General features: G+C 67.8%; 16 protein-coding genes. 9 read left to right on the top strand and 7 right to left on the bottom strand.

Going from position 1 to position 20,132, the window contains the following annotated elements; translation table 11 throughout:
• Nucleotides 1-143: 143 nt before the first annotated feature.
• A complete protein-coding gene (locus NQ204_RS05875) occupies nt 144-1,022 on the bottom strand; it encodes a ParB N-terminal domain-containing protein (RefSeq protein WP_116864674.1) in 879 nt (292 codons plus the stop codon).
• Between the two features lie 63 nt (nt 1,023-1,085).
• A complete protein-coding gene (gene aptA / locus NQ204_RS05870) occupies nt 1,086-2,438 on the bottom strand; it encodes an omega-aminotransferase AptA (protein WP_256643323.1) in 1,353 nt (450 codons plus the stop codon).
• Nucleotides 2,439-2,567: 129 nt separating this feature from the next.
• Here aptA and NQ204_RS05865 point away from each other — a divergent pair, with 129 nt between their 5' ends.
• Complete coding sequence (locus NQ204_RS05865; protein WP_116864672.1) at nt 2,568-4,064, top strand: aldehyde dehydrogenase; 1,497 nt, start codon at nt 2,568-2,570, stop codon at nt 4,062-4,064.
• A gap of 67 nt (nt 4,065-4,131) precedes the next feature.
• Here NQ204_RS05865 and NQ204_RS05860 read toward each other — a convergent pair whose 3' ends face one another.
• Entirely contained in the window at nt 4,132-4,770 is a 639-nt protein-coding gene (locus NQ204_RS05860) for a hypothetical protein (protein WP_256643322.1), read from the bottom strand.
• A gap of 146 nt (nt 4,771-4,916) precedes the next feature.
• Here NQ204_RS05860 and NQ204_RS05855 point away from each other — a divergent pair, with 146 nt between their 5' ends.
• Nucleotides 4,917-6,215 (top strand): MFS transporter, encoded by a 1,299-nt coding sequence (locus tag NQ204_RS05855; protein ID WP_116864670.1) that lies wholly within the window; start codon nt 4,917-4,919, stop codon nt 6,213-6,215.
• Here NQ204_RS05855 and NQ204_RS05850 read toward each other — a convergent pair.
• Together NQ204_RS05850 and NQ204_RS05845 are read right to left on the bottom strand one after the other, a co-directional pair.
• The gene (locus NQ204_RS05850) at nt 6,196-6,657 is read right to left on the bottom strand and encodes a bacteriohemerythrin (RefSeq protein ID WP_108768362.1); all 462 of its coding nucleotides are present in this window, start codon (nt 6,655-6,657) and stop codon (nt 6,196-6,198) included. The genes NQ204_RS05855 and NQ204_RS05850 overlap by 20 nt on opposite strands.
• 72 nt (nt 6,658-6,729) lie before the next feature.
• Nucleotides 6,730-8,082 carry a diguanylate cyclase gene (locus NQ204_RS05845; RefSeq protein ID WP_116864676.1) on the bottom strand — a complete coding sequence of 451 codons (1,353 nt, stop codon included), beginning with the start codon at nt 8,080-8,082 and terminating at the stop codon, nt 6,730-6,732.
• A 203-nt stretch (nt 8,083-8,285) separates the two neighbouring features.
• On the opposite strand from NQ204_RS05845, the gene NQ204_RS05840 reads away from it, so the two are divergent.
• Nucleotides 8,286-8,675, top strand: a complete 390-nt coding sequence (locus tag NQ204_RS05840) for a hypothetical protein (protein WP_243402748.1) — start codon at nt 8,286-8,288, stop codon at nt 8,673-8,675.
• Nucleotides 8,676-8,728: 53 nt separating this feature from the next.
• On the opposite strand, the gene NQ204_RS05835 is transcribed toward NQ204_RS05840, so the two are convergent.
• Nucleotides 8,729-10,369 carry an MASE1 domain-containing protein gene (locus NQ204_RS05835; protein WP_256643321.1) on the bottom strand — a complete coding sequence of 547 codons (1,641 nt, stop codon included), beginning with the start codon at nt 10,367-10,369 and terminating at the stop codon, nt 8,729-8,731.
• A 203-nt stretch (nt 10,370-10,572) separates the two neighbouring features.
• Nucleotides 10,573-11,850 (bottom strand): NAD(P)/FAD-dependent oxidoreductase, encoded by a 1,278-nt coding sequence (locus tag NQ204_RS05830; RefSeq protein ID WP_116864667.1) that lies wholly within the window; start codon nt 11,848-11,850, stop codon nt 10,573-10,575.
• A gap of 177 nt (nt 11,851-12,027) precedes the next feature.
• Here NQ204_RS05830 and NQ204_RS05825 point away from each other — a divergent pair, with 177 nt between their 5' ends.
• From NQ204_RS05825 to NQ204_RS05800, 6 genes are all read left to right on the top strand, one after another.
• Nucleotides 12,028-12,789 (top strand): gamma-glutamyl-gamma-aminobutyrate hydrolase family protein, encoded by a 762-nt coding sequence (locus NQ204_RS05825; protein ID WP_256643320.1) that lies wholly within the window; start codon nt 12,028-12,030, stop codon nt 12,787-12,789.
• Nucleotides 12,786-14,183, top strand: a complete 1,398-nt coding sequence (locus tag NQ204_RS05820) for a glutamine synthetase family protein (RefSeq protein ID WP_079221322.1) — start codon at nt 12,786-12,788, stop codon at nt 14,181-14,183. The genes NQ204_RS05825 and NQ204_RS05820 overlap by 4 nt, the downstream gene beginning before the upstream one ends.
• 94 nt (nt 14,184-14,277) lie before the next feature.
• Nucleotides 14,278-15,387, top strand: coding sequence for a polyamine ABC transporter substrate-binding protein (locus NQ204_RS05815; RefSeq protein ID WP_116864665.1), 1,110 nt, complete (start codon nt 14,278-14,280; stop codon nt 15,385-15,387).
• Between the two features lie 419 nt (nt 15,388-15,806).
• On the top strand, nt 15,807-16,976 hold the full coding sequence (locus tag NQ204_RS05810) for an HlyD family secretion protein (RefSeq protein WP_488192343.1): 1,170 nt from the start codon (nt 15,807-15,809) through the stop codon (nt 16,974-16,976).
• Nucleotides 16,973-18,529, top strand: coding sequence for a DHA2 family efflux MFS transporter permease subunit (locus NQ204_RS05805; RefSeq protein ID WP_200753803.1), 1,557 nt, complete (start codon nt 16,973-16,975; stop codon nt 18,527-18,529). The genes NQ204_RS05810 and NQ204_RS05805 overlap by 4 nt, the downstream gene beginning before the upstream one ends.
• Before the next feature lie 26 nt (nt 18,530-18,555).
• Nucleotides 18,556-20,082 (top strand): efflux transporter outer membrane subunit, encoded by a 1,527-nt coding sequence (locus NQ204_RS05800; protein ID WP_256643319.1) that lies wholly within the window; start codon nt 18,556-18,558, stop codon nt 20,080-20,082.
• Nucleotides 20,083-20,132: the final 50 nt, after the last annotated feature.

Genomic DNA, 20,132 nt, shown 5'->3' with positions numbered 1-20,132 from the left:
TACCTGCAGCACGGTGACGCTGATCTGTAGAACCGAGCCCACGCTCGGCTGCTTTGCCACGGTGCACGGCAGCCGAGCGTGGGCTCGGCTCTACAGCGGCGCGTCTTCCCGTCGGCAGCGCCGGGCCATGCCCGGCGGCGTGGTTACAGCGCCTCGAGCTGCTTCCGCAGCGCGGCCAGCTGCGCGCGCAGGGTGTCGTTCTCGCGGGTCAGGGCGACCACGCGACGACGCAGCGCCGGGGCGTCCTCGCCCAGCTGCTCCAGTGCGGACAGCACTTCGGCATCGCGGCTGGCGACCTCATCCTCGCTCGGCTCCTCGAAATCCATCTCGGCCGCTTCAGGCTTGGGTGCGCGCGGCTTGCGCTTGGATTCGCGCACGCGCTTGGCCGCCTGCTTCAGTTCCTCCTTGCCACCGGCGGCGGCCGCGCGCTGCTCCTCTTCCGGCAGGTCGGCCACGGCCGCAGCCGCGCTGATCGAGATCACGCCGGCCTTCACCGCTTCCACCACCTCGGCGGCGGCCTGCGCGTGGATGCGCTCGATCATGCCGACCTGGCTGGTGCTCAGCTTCGCTTCGCGGGCCAGTTCGGCGCGGCTGACCTTCGGTGCCGGTTCCCACGGTGGGCTGTCTTCGCCTGCGTCGTCGGCCGGTTCGGCGGTGCCGTCGCTCTCGCGCTGCAGCTGCGCCTGTTCCACCTGCTTGCGGGCGGACAGGATGTCGCGCTTGCGCAGGGCCAGCACGCCGCGCTGGAAGTCAGACACGCTGCGGCGCCCCAGGTGCTGCTCGATCATCCACAGGTGCACGTCTTCCATGCTCTGGAAGCGGGTGTTCTGCACGGTGTTGAACGGCAGGCCGTGCTTCTGGCAGATGCCGAAGCGGTTGTGGCCGTCCACCAGCACATCACCCCACAGCACCAGCGCGTCGCGGCAGCCCTCGGCCAGGATGCTGCGCTCCAGCGCGTCATGTTCGTCCGCGGTCAGCGGGTCGATGTAGGCCTTCAGTTCTTCTTTGACGACGATGTCCATGGGCACGGCAACAGTCATGAGCGGAACCGACCATTGTACCCGCTCGCCGCCGCCGCCCCGGGCTCAGGCGGTGGCCCGGATCATCTCGCCCAGGGTGTCGGTGATCTGGTCGATCTGCGCCTTGTCCACGATCAGCGGCGGCGACAGGGCGATGATGTCGCCGGTGCAGCGCACCAGCAGGCGGCCATCGTGGAAGCAGCGCCGGTAGACCTCGTAGCCGCGGGCGCCGGCGGCATCGCGGCGTGGCGCCAGCTCGACCGCGCCGACCAGGCCGAAGTTGCGGATGTCCACCACGTTCGGTAGGCCCTGCAGGGCATGCAGGCGCTCCTGCCAGTACTCGCCCAGCTCGATGGCGCGCTCGAACAGGCGCTCCTCGGCGTGGATGTCCAGGGTGGCCAAGGCGGCCGCGCAGGCCAGCGGGTGGCCCGAATAGGTATAGCCGTGGAACAGCTCGATGGCCTGCGCCGGGCCCTGCATGAAGCTGGCATGCACGGTATCGCCTACCAGCACGCCGCCCAGCGGCACCGCGCCGTTGCTGACGCCCTTGGCGAAGGTCAGCAGGTCCGGGGTGACCCCGAAGCGCTGCGCGGCGAAGGGCATGCCGACCCGGCCGAATCCGGTGATGACCTCGTCGAACACGAGCAGGATGCCGTGCTGGTCGCAGATCTCGCGCAGCCGTTGCAGGTAGCCGGGGGAGGGCAGGATCACCCCCGCCGAGCCAGCCACGGGCTCGACGAACACGGCGGCGATCGTGGACGCATCGTGCAGCGCGATCAGGCGTTCCAGATCGTCGGCCCGTTCGGCGCCGTGGCGCGGCAGGCCCTTGCTGAACGCGTTGCGCTCCAGGTCCAGGGTGTGGCGCAGAAAGTCCACGCCGCCCAGCTGCAGGCCGAACTGCCTGCGGTTGTTGGGCAGGCCGCCGAGGGCCATGCCGCCGAAGCCGACGCCGTGGTAGGCCTTTTCGCGGCTGATGAAGCGGGTGCGCTGGCCCTCGCCATGCAGGCGATGGTGGGCCAGCACGATCTTCATCGCGGTATCCACCGCCTCCGAGCCAGAGCTGGTGAAGAACACATGGTTGAGCCCGGCCGGCGCCAGCGCGGCCAGCCGCTGGGCCAGGGCAAACGCGGGCGGCGAGCCCATCTGGAAGGCAGGCGAGTAATCGAGCGTGGCCGCCTGTTCGGCGATGGCCTGGACGATGCGCGGGCGCGCGTGGCCGGCGTTGCAGCACCACAGACCGGCGGCGCCGTCGAGGATGCTGCGCCCGTCGATGTCCTCGTAGTGCATGCCCTCGGCACGCACCAGCATGCGCGGCGCACCCTTGAACTGGCGGTTGGCGGTGAACGGCATCCAGTATGCGTCCAGCGATTCGGGGCGCTGGGTGGCCAGTACGTGCGGGTCGATCGCGGGGTTCTTCATGCCGCCTCCGTCGTGTCCGATGCACCGACTGTAGCGCAGCCCGGTCATCGCGGCGGTAGCAGCGGCGGCAGAACGGCCGCGTCACAGCCACGCCGGTATAAACGAGGCATTCGCTGCCTGGAGCCGGACATGGCTGATTTCCCCGACCGCACCCACTGGCAGGCACTGGCCGGCCAGCTGGCGATCACCGCACAGGCCTTCATCGATGGCCGCTACGTGGACGCGGCCAGCGGCGCCCGTTTCGACTGCATCAGCCCGATCGATGGCCGCGTGCTGGCCCAGGTGGCCGACTGCGATGCGCAGGACGTGGAGCGTGCGGTGGCAGGGGCGCGGCGCGCCTTCGAGGCCGGCCACTGGTCGCAGGCCAGCCCGGCGCACCGCAAGCGCGTACTGTTGGCGTTGGCCGCGCTGGTGGAAAAACATGCGGACGAACTGGCCCTGCTGGAAACCCTGGACATGGGCAAGCCGGTGCGCGATGCGCGTCGCGTCGACCTGCCTGGCGTGGTGCGCTGTCTGAGCTGGACGGCCGAAGCGGTGGACAAGCTGTACGGCGATATCGCGCCGACCGGCCCGCACGAACTGGGCCTGGTCAGCCGCGAGTCGGCCGGCGTGGTGGCCGCGATCGTGCCGTGGAATTTTCCGCTGCTGATGGCCTGCTGGAAGATCGCGCCGGCGCTGGCGATGGGCAACTCGGTGGTGCTCAAGCCCTCGGAGCGCTCGCCGCTGAGTGCACTGCGGTTGGCCGCGCTGGCCGCCGAAGCCGGGTTGCCCGATGGCGTGCTGAACGTGCTGCCCGGGCAGGGTATGTACGTGGGCGAACCACTGGCGCTGCACATGGATGTGGACGTGCTGGCGTTCACCGGCTCGACCGCCACCGGCGCGAAGCTGCTGCAGTACGCGGGCCGTTCCAACATGAAGCGGGTGTGGCTTGAATGCGGTGGCAAGAGCCCGCACCTGGTGTTCGCCGATGCGCCGGACCTGGATGCGGCGGCCAAGGGCGTGGCGCGGGGCATCTTCTTCAACCAGGGCGAGGTCTGCACGGCGGGCTCGCGGCTGCTGGTGGAGCGCTCGATCCGTGACGATTTCGTGCATCAGGTGGTGGCGTATGGGCGGCGCATGCAGCCGCGCCATCCGCTGGAGGCCGATGCACCGATGGGTGCGCTGGTCGATGCCGCGCACGTGGACAAGGTGCTGGCGGACATCGCGCGCGCCGAAGGCGACGGAGCGCGCCTGCTGCTGGGCGGGCAGCGCGCCGAGGTGGAAGCGGGCGGCTGCTACGTGCAGCCCACCGTGTTCGACCAGGTACGGCCAGAGCAGGCACTGGCCCGCGAGGAGGTGTTCGGGCCGGTGCTGGCGGTGCTCGCGTTCGATGGCGAAGCCGAGGCCGTGCGCCTCGCCAACGACAGCCGCTATGGGCTGGCGGCCGGATTGTGGACGCGCGACCTGGGGCGAGCGCATCGCGTGTCGCGGCAGCTGCGCGCGGGCAGTGTGTGGGTGAACGGCTGGGATGGCGGTGACATGAGCGCACCGTTTGGGGGTTACAAGCAGTCGGGCAACGGCCGCGACAAATCGCTGCATGCGTTCGACAAGTACAGCGAGATCAAGGCGACCTGGATCCAGTTGTAGCGTCGCGCCGGCGGGCATGACCCGGCGCTGCCGCCTTTCTGTAGAGTCGAGCCATGCTCGGCTGTCTCTACCGGCACCGCGCGCTCACCACCAGCACCGCGTCGCGCAGCGCCTGCCGGTCCATTTCCTCCACCGCCCCCTGGAAATAATCCAAGTCCTGCTTCCCCAGCTGGCAACGATCGACGATGTACCCCGGCGGCCACAGGCCGAGCAGCTGCGCAACGCCGTGCACGATCTGCTCGGGCGTCATCGTCCTGCGGATGCGGAAGTGGTTCCGCCGCGGCGCGAACGCCGCATGTACCTCGCGGCGGCCGATCAATCGTGGTGCCACCCCCGACGCCGTGATGCCATCACCGCCGTTGATGCTGCCGGCCGGCAGGCCCAGCACGAGGGGTGCGGGTATCGGCGGACTGTCGCTTTGCACATCTGCCGGCGGCAGCGGTACAGGTGAAACCCGCCGCGAGGGGCGGGCAGGCATCGGTGCCGCCGTTACCACAGTGGGGGCGTCGCGCGGCGAGGGCGGCTGCAGCGGCGGTGGCCGCCAGCGCAGGCTGATGCGTTCTTCGGCCTCCAGCGCGGCACCCAGCCGGCCGCTCTGCCACAGCCACGCGCCCAGCAGGGCATGCAGCAGCACCACGACCAGCCAGGCCACCGTGCGCGCCAGCTGCGGTGAATCGGACCAGCGCAACGCAACCACAAGAGCCATCGGCGAAGCATCCATGCAGGGACCGGTGGCGCAGCCTAACCAGTGTCCAGAAAAATTCCGTTGGCATCGGTGTCGGCTGAAACCATCGCCCCGTCAGCCCGCCCGCGCGTGGCAGAATCGGTCGATCAACCTTCCACGCCTTGCCGATGTCCTCGATCAGCGCTGCCGCTCCGCCCGTGAATTCCCCCAGCCGTGTCCTGCTGGCCAGCCTCATCGGCACCACCATCGAGTTCTTCGATTTCTACATCTACGCCACGGCGGCGGTGCTGGTGTTCCCGCACCTGTTCTTCCCGGAAAGCAGCGACCAGGCGGCTCTGCTGCAGTCGCTGGCGACCTTTGCAGTGGCCTTCATCGCGCGCCCGGTGGGCTCGGCGGTGTTTGGCCACTTCGGCGACCGCATCGGCCGCAAGGCCACGCTGGTGGCGGCGCTGCTGACCATGGGCCTGTCCACGGTGGCCATCGGCCTGCTGCCCACCCATGCGCAGATCGGCCTGTGGGCGCCGGCCCTGCTGGCGCTGTGCCGCTTCGGCCAGGGCCTGGGCTTGGGCGGTGAATGGGGCGGTGCGGTGCTGCTGGCCACTGAGAACGCACCGCCGGGCAAGCGCGCCTGGTACGGCATGTTCCCGCAGCTGGGCGCGCCGCTGGGCTTCCTGCTGTCGGCCGGCATCTTCCTGCTGCTGGGTCGCTGCCTGGGCCAGCAGGACTTCCTGCAGTGGGGCTGGCGCATTCCGTTCGTGGCCAGCGCGCTGCTGGTCGGCCTGGGCCTGTGGGTGCGCCTGAACATCCATGAGACGCCCGATTTCCAGCAGGCGCTGCAGCGCAAGGCGCCGGTGCGGCTGCCGATGTGGACGGTGCTGCGCGACTACTGGCTGCCGATGCTGCTGGGCACGCTGGGCGCGTTCGCCACCTTCGTGCTGTTCTACCTGATGACGGTGTTCAGCCTCGGCCACGGCACGTCCGTGCTGGGCTACAGCCGCGAGCAGTTCCTGCTGATGCAGATGGGCGCGATGCTGTTCTTCGCGGCGGGCATTCCGCTGTCTGCGCGTTATGGCGACCGCTGGGGCACGCGCCGCACGATGGTCTTTGCCAGCCTGCTGATCCTCGGCTTCGGCGTGCTGTTCGCACCGCTGTTCCAGGCGAACAGCCCGTGGCTGGTGTTGAGCTTCCTGTGCCTGGGCCTGTTCCTGATGGGCCTGACCTACGGCCCGTGCGGCACCTTCCTGGCCGAGATCTATCCGGTGGAAGTGCGCTACACCGGCGCATCGCTGTCGTTCAACCTGGCCGGGATCCTCGGTGCAGCACCGGCACCGTACCTGGCCACCTGGCTGGCCGAGCGCTTCGGCCTAGTCGCGGTGGGTTACTACCTGTGCCTGACCGCCGTGGCGACGTTGTGCGCGCTGCTGGCCCTGCAGCGGCGCGCGCAGCTCAGCCAAAGAAACGCTTGAGCGTGCGGCCCAGCCAGCCGCCGCTCTGGTGCTCGCGGGCGAACTGGTTGAGGTGCGCCTTGACCTGTTCGGCGTAGGCCTGGTCATCGCCGCGGATGTGGTTGAACAGCCAGCGTGAGAGCATCGTGCGCAGTTCGTCGGTCACGTCTTCGCCGGCCTGGAAACGCAGGCGATATTCGGCCACGCGCTTGATGAAGATCTCATGCACGCGCTTGTGCGCGGCACAGAACGGATAGCCCGCTTCCTCCATCAGCTCTTCCTCGAACGCGAAGTGCGACATGGTGTAGTCCACCACTTCGTCGATCACTTCGGCCACCACCGCGGTCTGCAGCCCGGCCTGGGCCACGTGCAGGTGGTTGAGCATGTCGACGATGCGTCGGTGTTGCTGATCGATCACATCGATGCCGATGTTCAGATCGTCCTGCCAGACCAGTAGTGCCATCCCCCGGCTCCCCTTCATGTTCATGTCGGGGCTGACTTTAGGATCGCTTCGCTCAGGCGGCGTTGATCTGGATCAAAGCGCGGTGGCCATCGCGGCTTCGCGCGGGCGCAGCGGATTGGCCACGGTCGCGCAGCTGACCCGGTTGCGGCCGGCCGCCTTGGCCAGGTACAGCTGGCGATCAGCCTCGGAAATCAGCTTGTGCAGTGAGTCGCGCTGCGGGTGCAGGCAGCACAGGCCGATGCTGACGGTCATGCGCAGGGTGGCGGTGCCGATGTCCACTTCCAGTGCGGCGATCCGCTGGCGCAGTTCCTCGAAGTAGACGATGGCTTCGTCCTGCTCCATCTCCGGCACCAGCAGGCAGAATTCCTCGCCGCCGAAGCGTGCGATCAGGTCCTGGCTGCGTGCGTGGTCGCCTACCGCGCGGGCCACCGCGCGCAGCGCATCGTCGCCGGCTTCGTGGCCATGGGTGTCGTTGATGTGCTTGAAGTGGTCGATGTCGATCATCGCCACCGCCACGCTTTGGCCGTGCAGCTGCAGCTGCGGCAGCTGGCGCTGGCTCTGTTCCAGGAAGCAGCGGCGGTTGGGCAGGCCGGTGAGGAAATCGCGGGTGGCCAGGTCCTGCAGGGTGCCGATCAGCTCCAGCTGGTCGACGTTCTGCGACACACGGCAGAAGAACTCCTCACGCGAAAATGGCTTTCGCAGGAAGTCATTGGCGCCGTTCTTCAGGAAGCGCGGTATCAGCGAGGCGTCGGTGTTGCCGGAAATGCCGATTACCGCCAGCTTGTCGCGCGAGCGCAGGGTGCGCAGGCGACGGGTGAACTCCACGCCCTGCATGCCGGGCATTTCCTGATCGACCACGGCCAGGCGGATGGCCGGGTGCGCTTCGATCGCGGCCAGGCCTTCGGCACCGTCGGCGGCCTCGAACACTTCATGGCCGTACATGCGCAGCAGCGCCGCGGCGTAGCCACGGGCGGATGGCGAATCGTCCACCACCAGCGCCGCGATGCGGCGGTTGCGTTCCAGCCGCTGCACCAGCCACACCAGGTAGTCGATGCTGCCGGGCGTGTTCTTCAGCACGTAGTCGATGATCTGCTGCTGCAGCACGCGCTTGCGCAAATCTTCGTCGTATACGCTGCTGACCACCACGGTGGGCAGGTCGCGCTTGAGGAAGAACTCGACGACCGCATCACGGTCACCATCGGCCAGCACCAGCCCGGTCAGCACCAGGAACCAGCCGCCGTCGTCACTCAGCAGGCGATCGGCTTCGGCCAGCGTGGAGGCAATCACCACCGGCAGTTCCAGGCGGTGTTCAATCGCTTCGCGCAGCATTCCGGTGAATGCGCGGGAGTTTTCCACCAGCAGGATCCGCTGCGGAAGGGGGTCTGCCAGGTCGCCATCGACAACGACCTGCGGGAGGACGGGCATGGTGCGGAGGCTCACGTGAGGGAGGGGCGCTCGGGAAGGATAGCGGCGGTTGCGGAAGAAACTTTAGGGAAATGGGGTGCAAGTTTCCGTCAGGTGCCATACGCGTGCCGCGAAGCGGTTAGTATCGCGCTGAGGTTCCCGACTTCAACTTCGACCTGGAGGTCATTGTGCGATTCCTACGTTCTGGTGCAGCTTGTGGAATCATGTTGCTTGCCGTAGCGCCCGCTTATGCTGGAGGCCCGTCGGATTTTCACGGAAAGCCGCTGGCGACTGCCGGGCTGGGACAGTCCGCGCCGCTGGCTGTCAACCTGAGTCAGGACCCGGCGTGGTTGCTGTATGGATTCCAGCGCGACGGTGTCATGTACCTGCAGGTCAATGACCTGACTGGGAACGTGCAGTTGATCATCGGCAACGCCGGTGGCACCTACTTCGTGCTACCCGCCGGGAGCAATCCGGCGAAGGTGTCGCTGCCCGAGCAGCGTATCGGCGTGCCCGCCGGAGCCGTTCGCTCGCGGATCTACCAGGCAAACGACTTCTCGCTGGTCCGTTACCGGAGTGGCGATGAGGTGGTCTGGTCGGTGGAAGCTCCATGAGCTTCAGATGAGTCAGGCCGGGCGGCGCCGGGCTTCACGGCGTCGCCCTGTTTTCAGGCCCGGGTCTGAGTGTGTTCCCCATCGAAGGAGGCACTACGATCCGCCGGATGAAACGAAGGAAGAGGCGCCGGTACCCCTGTCTCGATCAACGCAATTCTGATCCGGTTGCGTTGCGACTGCACTGAGCCGCCATACGCCATCGCGCGGCCGGCCAAACGTTCGATGGCCGCCTCGCGGGTTTCCGCTGACAACGTGCGGTAGGCGTCAAGCAGTGCGACGGTCATCAGTATGCCGCGATGTGAGCCGACACCGCCGCACCGCGCGCGAACCTGGATCTGGCCAGTTTCATGGTTTAGCAGTAACGAAACCGCGTCGTTGAGAGCGCGGTAGGCAGCCAGCTGCAATCCAGTGCTGAGCTGGCAAGGGTCACCGAGAAGGCGCGGACGCAAGACTCGATTGCTCAGGTCCCAGGCTTCGCGAACGCCGCCTGCCTGAAGGGCAACGTATAGACCCAGATGTTCCAGCGCTGCGGGATACACCATGCTTGTCTGTTCGCGGAACTGTCGTGAATGGACCGAAGCCATGTGTAACAGGCTGTTTGCAACAGTTGGATGTCCCTGCGCGCTCAGCCAGTTCGCGACTTCACCAAGCGAGGTATCAATCCCATCGCCCAACTTCCTGAGGTGTCGTGCACGTTCGCGAAGGTCCAGCTCGCTTGCGACAAGAGAATTGCGCGCGTGCTTGAGCGCATTTCGTTCGCCGACTTCACCCAGCCGGGAACGGTGATAGTAATGGGAGATGCGCGATCCCAGCACCAGCAATGCAACACCGGTGGTGGCCATGACCTGCTGGGTTGCGAAGGCGGCTGAATCAAAGGCGCCGGTGTAGGGGCCGGGAGTGGAAAGCCCAATGATCAGGTTGAGGGATGGAACGCCGATGGCAGCACCACGCCAGCCATACAGGCAGGTCATCACAACCACGGGTATCACCATCATCAACTGCATGGACGTTTTGGCATTCACCTCGTCCAGTGGCAGCTGTGCCGCGTAGAGTCCCAGCACGGTCATGACGGTAAGCGCTGCCCCTGCCTGAAGGACGAAGCCCCGTGTCCAGGCAGGACGTGTGCTTCGGCGCATCCACAGCAGTGCCAAAGGCGCGAGAGTCAGGATGCCGATGAAATCGCCGACCACAAGACGTGCGATGCTCGCCAGTACGGGCATCGCCGGAGGCACCGGCCATAGCACGTGTGCCAGCACCAGGTTGAGTGACGTGACCGCTACGGCACATGAGGCGGCGACCGAGATAAGCCACGCGTTCCTGCTGGCGGTCATGAACGTTCTGTGCAGATGCACGATCAGCATGACGGCGGGCATCAGCAAGGTCGAACCCAGCACTACCCAGGCCGGTCCATACTTTTCGATCATGGGCACGCGCATCTGCGCGAAATAGGCGTACTCACCCAGCAGCAGATAAGGCCATAGCCGCGGGGGGCAAAGAAGAACCGCCGCGACGCGGACCCCGGCAGGAAGGTAGAACTGATCAAGGGAGAGCTGCCGTGCGCCCCAGCATGCAATCGCATACAGCGCCGCCAGAGCAAGACCTGCCGGATGGATGCGCAACTTCAACTGCAGGCCTTCATTCCACCAGTTCAATCGTACTTCCCCTTCCTGTCTATGTACCCTGTCAGCTTCCATTCGCCGCGGGCCCCGGTTGGACCGACGGTATCGGCAGGCATCCGAATATGCAATCGCCGCGCGCCTGAAATCCACAAGTGAGAAAGTCATCACACCAATGGTGTGATTTACCCAAATCACCCTTCAGCGGGAACGCGGCAGCCCTTCGATAACGAGGTCATTCTGATTGGTGCGTGTGCCGGGATAATCCAACCTTGGCCGTGCTACCACAGTGCGTCGCGCAGCTTGTACCAGGACATCGCCGCCACCAGCAGCGGGGTGCGCAGCAGCCGCCCGCCTGGGAATGGCGCATGCTGCAGTCGCTGGAACACATCCAGGCGCGCGCTCTGGCCATCGATGGCCGCGGCGATCACATCGCCGGCCAGCCCGGCGGCGGCCACGCCGTGCCCGGAAAAACCCTGGGCGAAATACAGGTTGCCGTCCAGCCGGCCCCAGTGCGGGGCACGGTTGCGGGTGATGTCCACGTAGCCGCCCCAGACCTGTTCCACGGCCACGTCGGCCAGCTGCGGGAAGACCTGGTGCATGCGCCGCTGCATCAGCCCACGCAGCCCCGGCGGCGGCAGCGCCGAGTAGCTGGCACGGCCGCCGAACAGCAGGCGGTGGTCATGGCTGAGACGGAAGTAGTCCAGCGCCCAGGCGGTGTCGGCCACCGCCATGTTGTTGCGGATCAGCTGCCGCGCACGCTCGGCGCCCAGTGGCGCGCTCGCGCCGATGTAGGTGCCGACCGGCATGATGCGGCGCTCCAACTCCGGCAGCAGCCCCTGCAGCCAGGCGTTGCCGGCCACCACCAGATGCGTGGCACGCACGCTGCCCTGCACGGTCTGCAACGTGGCCTGCGCGCCACGCTGCACGCGGGTGACCGGCGAATGCTCGTGGATGACCACGCCGGCTGCACGGGCGGCATCGGCCAGGCCGCGCGCATAGGCCAGCGGATGCAGGTGCGCACTGAGCGGATCGAACATCGCGGCGCGGTAGCGCGGGCTGTCCAGCTGCGCGTGCAGGACATCGCGCTCCCACCACTGCATCGGATGGTCGTAATGGCGCTGCAGGTGCTCGCAGCCGGCGCGCAGGTCACGTTCGTGGCGTGCACGGATCGCGACGCTGGCATGGCCTTCCACCCAGTGGCAGTCGATGCCGTGGCGCGCGATGCGCTGGCGCATCGACTGCACCGCCTCGCGCGACCAGTCGAACAGATGGCGGGCGTCGTCGCGGCCGAGCTGGCGTTCCAGCTCATCCACCTCGCAGCCGTAGCCCACCAGCGCCTGGCCGCCGTTGCGTCCGGACGCCCCCCAGCCGATGCGCTGCGCTTCCAGCAGCACCACGCGGTAGCCACGCAGGGCCAGTTCCAGCGCGGCGGTCAGGCCGGTGTAACCGGCACCGAGCACCGCCACGTCGGCCTGCACATCACCGCGCAGCGGCGGCAGCGCAGCCGGTTCGGGCAGGCTGTCGGCGTACCAGCTGGGCGGGAAATCCGCGCTCACCGCAGGCCTCGCGGGCACGGGATGAAGGGGCAGGGCGGGGGCGGGCGATCACTGTTCACCGGCATAGTCTGGCCGATGCACGTAGCCGGGTGTGTGACGGCGACGACTTGCCGCCCGCGCGCACCGGCGTTTACTTTGATGTCCAGGCCAAGGATGCCCACGCCAAGGAGTTTTCCCATGCGCCGCCTGCCCTGGGTGGGCCTGCCCACCGACAGTACTGTGCTCGGCCATCACCGTTTCGCGGTGGCCGGCGAGAAGTACGTGCGCGCGCTGGTCGACGCGGCCGAGGTCACCCCGCTGGTGCTGCCCAGCCTGCAGCCGGCACTGCCGGCCGACGACTGGTTGCAGGGCCTGGATGGCCTGCTGTTGACCGGTGCGGTCAGCAACATCGAGCCCCAGCACTATGAAGGGGGCCGCAGCTGGCCGGGCAACCTGCATGACCCGGCGCGTGACGCCAACGCCTTCGCCCTGCTGCAGGCCGCGCTGGCGCTGGACCTGCCGGTGCTGGCGATCTGCCGTGGTTTCCAGGAGGTGAACGTGGCCCTGGGCGGCAGCCTGCATCCACAGGTGCATGCGGTGCCGGGGCTGGCCGACCATCGCGGGGATCCGCAGGCAGCGGTCGAGGTGCAGTACGGGCGGGCGCATGTGGTCACGCTGGCTGGCCATGGCTGGCTCGCGAAGTGGCACGGCAGCGACCAGGCACAGGTCAATTCCGTGCACGGGCAGGGCATCGCCCGGCTGGCCGATGCCCTGCAGGCAGAGGCATCGGCCGGCGATGGCCTGGTCGAAGCCGCACGCAGCAGCCACCATCGTTTCGTGCTCGGCGTACAGTGGCACCCGGAGTGGCGTGTCATGCAGGCGCCGTTCTATCACGCTATTTTCCGTGCTTTCGGCCAAGCTTGCCGGCAGTACCAACAGAACCAACTGGATTCCCCATGAGTTCCCGACCTCGCCCGCGCAAGACGGCCACGCCCCCCGCACCGCAGGAAAGCAGCCTGCTGCGCTGGCTGAAGGAGCGGCGCATCACCGAGGTCGAGTGTCTGGTGCCGGACATCACCGGCAACGCACGCGGCAAGATCATCCCGGCCGACAAGTTCTCGCACGACTACGGCACGCGCCTGCCCGAAGGTATCTTCGCCACCACGGTCACCGGTGAATTCCCCGACGATTACTACGACCTGACCTCGCCGTCGGACTCGGACATGATGCTGCGGCCCGACCCGGACACCGTGCGCATGGTGCCGTGGGCAGCCGACGCCACCGCGCAGGTCATCCATGACTGCTACACCAAGACCGGCGAGCCGCACGAGCTGGCCCCGCGCAACGTGCTCCGCCGCGTGCTGGCCGCCTATGCCGAACTGGGCCTGCGCCCGGTGGTCGCACCGGAGCTGGAATTCTTCCTGGTGCAGAAGAACACCGACCCGGATTTCCCGCTGCTGCCGCCGGCCGGCCGCTCCGGGCGCCCGGAAACGGCGCGGCAGTCGTACTCGATCGATGCGGTCAACGAATTCGATCCCATCCTCGATCTGATGTACGACTACGCCGATGCGATGAAGCTGGACGTAGACACGCTGATCCACGAATCCGGCGCGGCGCAGCTGGAAGTCAACTTCACTCACGCCGATGCGATGGACCTCGCCGACCAGGTGTTCCTGTTCAAGCGCACCATGCGCGAGGCGGCGATGCGCCACGGCGTGTACGCCACCTTCCTGGCCAAGCCGATGGAGAACGAGCCGGGCAGCGCCATGCACATCCACCAGAGCCTGGTGCGGGTGAGCGACGGCAGCAACGTCTTCACCGGCGAGACCCACGGCGAGGGCGAGTTCAGCCCGGTGTTCGGCCATTATCTGGGCGGCCTGCAGAAGTACGTGCCGCAGGCGATGGCCTTCTTCGCGCCGAACGTCAATTCCTACCGCCGCCTGGTGTTCGGCGAGGTCTCGCCGAGCAACGTGCACTGGGGCTATGACAACCGCACCTGCGGCCTGCGCGTGCCGCTGGACACTCCCGAGAACATGCGGGTGGAAAGCCGTTTCGCCGGGTCCGATGCCAACCCCTACCTGGCGATGGCCGCGACCCTGGCCTGCGGCCTGCTCGGCATCCGCGAGCGGCTGGCCCCGGACGCGCCGGTGACCGGCAGCGCCAAGGAGCTGGGCTACAACCTGCCACGCTCGCTGGGCGAGGCACTGGACGGGCTGGAACAGTGCGCCGAACTGCAGGCCCTGCTGGGCGAACGCTTCTGCCGGGCCTACATCTCGGTCAAGCGCAAGGAATACGAGACCTTCTTCCGCGTCATCAGCTCGTGGGAGCGCGAGTTCCTGCTGTTGAACGTGTGAAGGCCCGCAATTGATGAATGAGCCGCCGGGGGGTAGGCTGGCACCCGTCGCCGGCCCCGCCGGCCTCCCCCCATTCCGCATTCTGGAGCACCCGATGAAGCTGCGTATCCTCACGCTCGGCCTGGCTTCCGCCATGCTTGCCGCCTGTGGCAGTGGCAACGGCGGCGCGCAGGACAGCCAGGTCCTGAACGTCTACAACTACAGCGATTACATCGCCGAGGACACCATCCCGACCTTTGAGAAGGAGAGCGGGATCAAGGTGACCTACGATGTGTTCGACAGCGACGAGATGGTCGAGACCAAGCTGCTGGCCGGCAACAGCGGCTACGACGTGGTGGTGCCGACGCTGAACTTCTTCGGCCGCCAGATCCAGGCCGGCGTGTTCCTGCCGCTGGACAAGAGCAAGATCCCGAACCTGGCCAACCTGGACCCGTCGGTGATGAAGCGCATCGCCACCCAGGACCCGGACAACAAGTACGGCGTGCCGTACATGATCGGCACCACCGGCATCGGCTACAACGTGGACATGCTGAAGGAACGGTTCGGCGGCAGCGCCGACATCGCCAACAGCTGGGACCTGGTGTTCAAGCCGGAAAACATCGCGAAGATGAAGGACTGCGGCGTGACCATCCTGGACACGCCGGCCGACATGATTCCGATCGCCCTGCATTACCTGGGCCTGGACCCGCACAGCGGCGACCCGGCCGAGCTGAAGAAGGCCGCCGACCTGCTGAAGTCGATCCGCCCGTACGTGCAGAACTTCCACTCCTCGCAGTACGTGGGTTCGCTGGCCAACGGCGGCACCTGCCTGGTGGTCGGCTGGTCGGGTGACATCATCCAGGCCCGCGACCGCGCCGAGGAAGCCAGCAACGGCGTCCACGTGGCCTATTCGATCCCGAAGGAAGGCGCACCGCAGTGGTTCGACATGCTGGCGATCCCGAAGGACGCCAAGCACCCGGAAGCGGCCTACAAGTTCATCAACTACCTGCTGGAACCGAAGGTCGCCGCGGCCAACACCAACTTCATCCACTACGCCAACCCGGTGCCGACCGCGACCCCGCTGGTGGACGAAGCGATCCGCACCGACCCGACCATCTACCCGCCCGCCGACGTCGCCGAGAAGATGTTCACCTACTCGATCAACACCCCGGAAACCGACAAGCTCTACACCCGCCTGTGGACCGAAGTGAAGACCGGCAAGTAAGTGAGGGCCGACCAACGGTCGGCCTCCACCAAGCGGAAAAGCGGAGGCCAACGGCCTCCGTTTTTTTTGCTTCTGTTCCTGCTCTGCCGTTGACGTCCTGTCCGCCGCCGGGATGCGTGAGGGCAGGGTGCAGCGCCGGGGGCTTGGCCAGGACCGTAGGCGCCAGGGATGGCGCCTACGAGCCCCATGGGTGACGGCGCTTTGCTTGCGAAGCAACGCTTCGCAAGCGCCCGAACGCACAGCCGCCAGCGGCTGGGCCGGACCGCGGAGGGGGGGCGCCGCGTGTCCTGGCCAAGCTCCCGGCTCTGCACCCTGCCAACCGGGAACTCGTCACCGGCACGCGACAAACGCTTTCACCTCACCTCCTCACCCCTTCCCCTACCGTCCCGTATGGCACCGACCACCGCCACGACGAGACAATGACCGACCACCCCCCGCGCCCCGACGCCCCCACCGACGAAGCCCCCTCCACCCACGAGGACAAGCCTTCGCCGCTGAAGAACCCCAAGGTCCGCTGGACCCTGGCCATCATCGGCGCCGTCGTGGTCATCGCCCTCGTCGCTTGGCTTATCTACCACCTGTTGGTCGGCCGCTATTTGCAGGACACCAACAACGCCTACCTGCAGGCCGACGCCGTCGCCGTCGCCCCGCGCATCAACGGCTACGTCACCGAAGTGCTGGTGGACGACAACCAGTGGGTCAAGGCCGGCGAACCACTGCTGCGCATCGACCCACGCACCTACCGCGCCACCCTGGACCAGGCCGAGGCGGTGATCGCTGTGCGCGAAGCCGACATCGCCGCCGCCGCCGCTGGCGTGCAGGGCCAGCAGTCCAGCCTGCTGCAGGCGCGCACCCAGCTCACCGCCGCCACCGCCTCGCTGCGCTTCGGCAAGACCGAGCTGGCCCGCTTCACACCGTTGGCCGCCAGCGGCGCCGACACCCACGAACACGTGGAAAGCCTACGCCACGACGTCGAACGCGCGCAGGCCCAGTACGATGCGGCCAAGGCGCAGATCCAGGGCGCGCAGAGCCAGATCGACGCCAGCCAGGCGCAGCTGGAACAGGCCAAGGCCGGCCTGAAGCAGGCCCAGGCCGATGCCGCGCAGGCCCGCGTCGCCTTCGAGGACACCGAGCTGCGCGCGCGCATCGATGGCCGCGTCGGCAACAAGACCGTGCAGGTCGGCCAGTTCGTCGCCGCCGGCACCCGCACCATGACCATCGTGCCGGTCGAGTCGCTGTACCTGAGCGCCAACTTCAAGGAAACCCAGGTCGGCCTGATGCGCGCCGGGCAACCGGCCGAGATCAAGGTCGACGCGCTGCCGGGCACCACCCTGCATGGCACGGTGGAAAGCATCTCGCCCGGCACCGGCTCGCAGTTCGCGCTGCTGCCGCCGCAGAACGCCACCGGCAACTTCACCAAGGTCGTGCAGCGCGTGCCGGTGCGCATCCGCGTGGACGCCGGCGCCGAGGCGCGGAAGGTGCTGGTGCCGGGCATGTCGGTGGAAGTGACCGTCGATACGCGCAATGCCAGGGACGCGCGCGAGCGCACCCGGGACGAGGCCGAGGCCACGCCCGCGCCGGCGCGATGAACGCCACCACCGCCCCTGCAGCGCCCGCCGCCGAGGGCAAAGCCGATGCCGGCGCATGGCTGGCCGTCGCGGCCGGCACCATCGGCTCGTTCATGGCCACGCTGGACATCTCCATCGTCAACGCGGCGTTGCCCACCATCCAGGGCGAGGTCGGCGCCAGCGGCACCGAGGGCACCTGGATCTCCACCGCCTTCCTGGTCTCGGAAATCGTGATGATTCCGCTGACCGGCTGGTTCGTGCGCACGCTGGGCCTGCGCACCTTCCTTTTGATCTGCGCCACGCTGTTCACCGCGTTCTCGGTGATGTGCGGCCTGGCCGATTCGCTGCCGATGATGATCGCCGGCCGGGTAGGGCAGGGCTTTGCCGGCGGCGCGCTGATTCCCACCGCGCTGACCATCGTCGGCACGCGGCTGCCACCGAAGCAGCAGCCGCTGGGCACCGCGCTGTTCGGAATGACCGTCATCCTCGGGCCGGTGATCGGCCCCCTGCTGGGTGGCTGGCTGACCGAGAACGTCAGCTGGCACTACGCCTTCTTCATCAACGTGCCGATCTGTGCCGGCCTGGTGGCTTTGCTGCTGCTCGGCCTGCCGCATGAAAAATCGAACTGGGGCGGGCTGCTGCGTGCGGACTGGCTGGGCATCATCGGCATGACCGCCGGCCTGTCCGCGCTCACCGTGGTGCTGGAAGACGGCCAGCGCGAGCGCTGGTTCGAATCGACGATGATCGTGGTGCTCAGCCTCGTGTCGCTGCTGGGGTTTGCCCTGCTCGCGCTTTCGCAGTTCACCAGCAAGGCGCCGGTCATCCGCCTCAACATCCTGTTCCAGCGCAGTTTCGGCGCGGTGTTCGTGATGGTGATGGCGGTGGGCATGATCCTGTTCGGGGTCATGTACATGATCCCGCAGTTTCTGGCGATCATCGCCGGTTACAACACCGAGCAGGCCGGCTACGTGCTGCTGCTGGCCGGCCTGCCGACCATCCTGCTGATGCCGTTGATGCCGAAGATGCTGGAAACGGTGGACGTGCGCATCATGGTGTTCGGCGGCATGCTGTGCTTCGCCGCCGCGTGCTTCGTCAACCTCGGGCTGACCCCGGACAGCATCGGCCCGCACTTCGTCATCGGCCAGCTGCTGCAGGGCTGCGGCCTGGCGCTGGCGATGATGGCGCTGAACCAGGCGGCCATCACCTCGGTGCCGCGCGAATACACCAGCGATGCCTCGGGCCTGTTCAACGCCGCGCGCAACCTCGGCGGCTCGATCGGCCTGGCCATCATTTCCACGTTCCAGGAACGCCGCGCCACCCTGCACATCGATGCAATCGGCAGCAGCGTCACCGCCAATTCGACCATCGCCCAGGACGCGCTGCATGCCTATGGCCAGCAGCTGGGCGACGCGACGCAGGCGATGGCGGTGCTGGCGCAGACGGTACAGATGCAGGCGATGGTGATGGCCTACAACGACCTGTTCTGGATCTTCGGCCTGATCGTGGTGGCAACCCTGCCACTGGTGTTCCTGCTCAAGCCCCTGCCCAAGGGCGTTCCATTGGCGATGCACTGATGACTTCGACAAGCTCGACCCTTTCCTTGGACCGGTCCCTCCGCCTGCGCCGCCTGTGGCCGGCCACGCTGCCGCTGCTGCTGGCCGGCTGCATGCTGGGGCCGGATTACGTGAAGCCGGAGGTGGCTGGCAACGCCACCGCGCAGTCTCGACTGCCACGCGCCGCGCAGGCCGACGTGCAGCCGGCCACGCCGCCCAGCCAGTGGTGGCGCGCGCTGAATGATCCGCTGCTGGACCAGCTGGTGGACGAGGCGCTGCGCAACAGCCCCAACCTGCGTGCCGCCCAGGCCAAGTTGCTGGCCTCGCGCGCTCTGCAGCGCCAGCGCCGCGCCGAGCAGCTGCCCAGCGTGGGCGCCGTCGCCGGCTATGCCAACGTCAAGGCGCCCGATGCGCTTGAGAACAGCCTGCGCGCCCTCGGCGAGAACATCGCCGGCGTGGCCGAGGCCAACGGTCGCCCGCAGGAAGCGGCGCAGCTGCGCCAGCAGTTTGCCGATATCGACCTGGACACCGAGCTGTACGTGGCCGGCTTTGATGCCAGCTGGGAGCTGGACCTGTTCGGCCGCCGCCGCCGTGCGGCGGAGCAGGCGGCCGCCGAAGCCGAGGCCAATGCCGCGGCGCTGGCCGATGCGCAGGTGCAGCTGGCGGCCGAGCTGGCCCAGGTCTACCTGGGCTACCGCAGCAGCCGCGAGCGTATCGCCCTGGCCGAAGTCAATCTGCGCGCCGCCGATGACAGCCTGCAGCTGACCCGACAACGCCGCCAGCGCGGTGCCGATTCGGATCTGCAGGTCGAACGTGCGCAGGCCCAGCGCGAGCAGCAGCAGGCCGCGCTGCCGCCACTGCAGGCACAGGCCGACGAGGCACGCGATGTGCTGGCGCTGATGGTCGGCCGCGAACCCGGCGCGCTGGACGCGCGGCTGGCCGCCGACCAGCCGTTGCCTGTGCTGCCGGCCAGCGTGCCGGTGGATGACGCGGGCGCGTTGATCCAGCGCCGGCCGGATGTGCGCAAGGCCGAGCGCGAACTGGCGGCCTCCTCGGCGCAGATCGGCCAGGCGATCTCGGCCTACTTCCCGCAGGTGACCCTGCTGGGCAGCATCGGCGCCGGTGCCACCTCGATTTCCGACCTCGGGCCGGATTCGGCGGCGACCATCGTCGCCCCGTTCCTGCGCTGGTCGCTGTTCGACTTTGGGGTAAACAAGGCGCGCGTGGCCCAGGCCCGGGCCGGCAACCAAGCCCGGCTGGCTGCCTATGAGGGCACCGTGCTGGCGGCACTGCAGGATGCCAACACGGCGCTGGCCCGGTTCGGTGCCGCCCGCCAGCAGCTGCAGGCCAGCCTGCGCGCCGAAGCCTCGGCGGACCGCTCGCTGGCCCTGATGGGCCAGCGCCGGCAGGCAGGGGCGACCTCGCAGATCGACCTGCTCGACGTGCAGCGCCAGCATCTGCAGGCGCAGGATGCGGCCGCGCAGGCGCGCCTGCAGGTGCTGGTGCGCTACGTAGCGTTGCAGAAGAGCCTGGGCCTCGGCTGGCAGGAGGTGCCGCCCGTGGCCGCGCGGTGACCCTGTCCGCCGGGCACGGCCCGGCGCTACCAGTAGCACGCACCCGGGTC

It is taken from the genome of Stenotrophomonas testudinis (assembly GCF_024499815.1).
Classification (GTDB): Bacteria; Pseudomonadota; Gammaproteobacteria; order Xanthomonadales; family Xanthomonadaceae; genus Stenotrophomonas.
Note: the sequence above shows the minus strand (reverse complement) of the source record. Positions and strands in the feature narration are given on the sequence as shown.

What these genes read in the sequence shown, in the direction of transcription:
- NQ204_RS05845 (WP_116864676.1), bottom strand. Translation starts at nt 8,082, where the DNA reads ATGCCCGTCCTCCCGCAGGTCGTTGTCGATGGCGACCTGGCAGACCCC.
- NQ204_RS05805 (WP_200753803.1), top strand. Translation starts at nt 16,973, where the DNA reads ATGAACGCCACCACCGCCCCTGCAGCGCCCGCCGCCGAGGGCAAAGCC.
- NQ204_RS05855 (WP_116864670.1), top strand. Translation starts at nt 4,917, where the DNA reads ATGTCCTCGATCAGCGCTGCCGCTCCGCCCGTGAATTCCCCCAGCCGT.
- NQ204_RS05860 (WP_256643322.1), bottom strand. Translation starts at nt 4,770, where the DNA reads ATGGCTCTTGTGGTTGCGTTGCGCTGGTCCGATTCACCGCAGCTGGCG.
- aptA (WP_256643323.1), bottom strand. Translation starts at nt 2,438, where the DNA reads ATGAAGAACCCCGCGATCGACCCGCACGTACTGGCCACCCAGCGCCCC.
- NQ204_RS05810 (WP_488192343.1), top strand. Translation starts at nt 15,807, where the DNA reads ATGACCGACCACCCCCCGCGCCCCGACGCCCCCACCGACGAAGCCCCC.
- NQ204_RS05835 (WP_256643321.1), bottom strand. Translation starts at nt 10,369, where the DNA reads ATGGAAGCTGACAGGGTACATAGACAGGAAGGGGAAGTACGATTGAAC.
- NQ204_RS05815 (WP_116864665.1), top strand. Translation starts at nt 14,278, where the DNA reads ATGAAGCTGCGTATCCTCACGCTCGGCCTGGCTTCCGCCATGCTTGCC.
- NQ204_RS05850 (WP_108768362.1), bottom strand. Translation starts at nt 6,657, where the DNA reads ATGGCACTACTGGTCTGGCAGGACGATCTGAACATCGGCATCGATGTG.
- NQ204_RS05865 (WP_116864672.1), top strand. Translation starts at nt 2,568, where the DNA reads ATGGCTGATTTCCCCGACCGCACCCACTGGCAGGCACTGGCCGGCCAG.
- NQ204_RS05825 (WP_256643320.1), top strand. Translation starts at nt 12,028, where the DNA reads ATGCGCCGCCTGCCCTGGGTGGGCCTGCCCACCGACAGTACTGTGCTC.
- NQ204_RS05840 (WP_243402748.1), top strand. Translation starts at nt 8,286, where the DNA reads ATGTTGCTTGCCGTAGCGCCCGCTTATGCTGGAGGCCCGTCGGATTTT.
- NQ204_RS05820 (WP_079221322.1), top strand. Translation starts at nt 12,786, where the DNA reads ATGAGTTCCCGACCTCGCCCGCGCAAGACGGCCACGCCCCCCGCACCG.
- NQ204_RS05875 (WP_116864674.1), bottom strand. Translation starts at nt 1,022, where the DNA reads ATGGACATCGTCGTCAAAGAAGAACTGAAGGCCTACATCGACCCGCTG.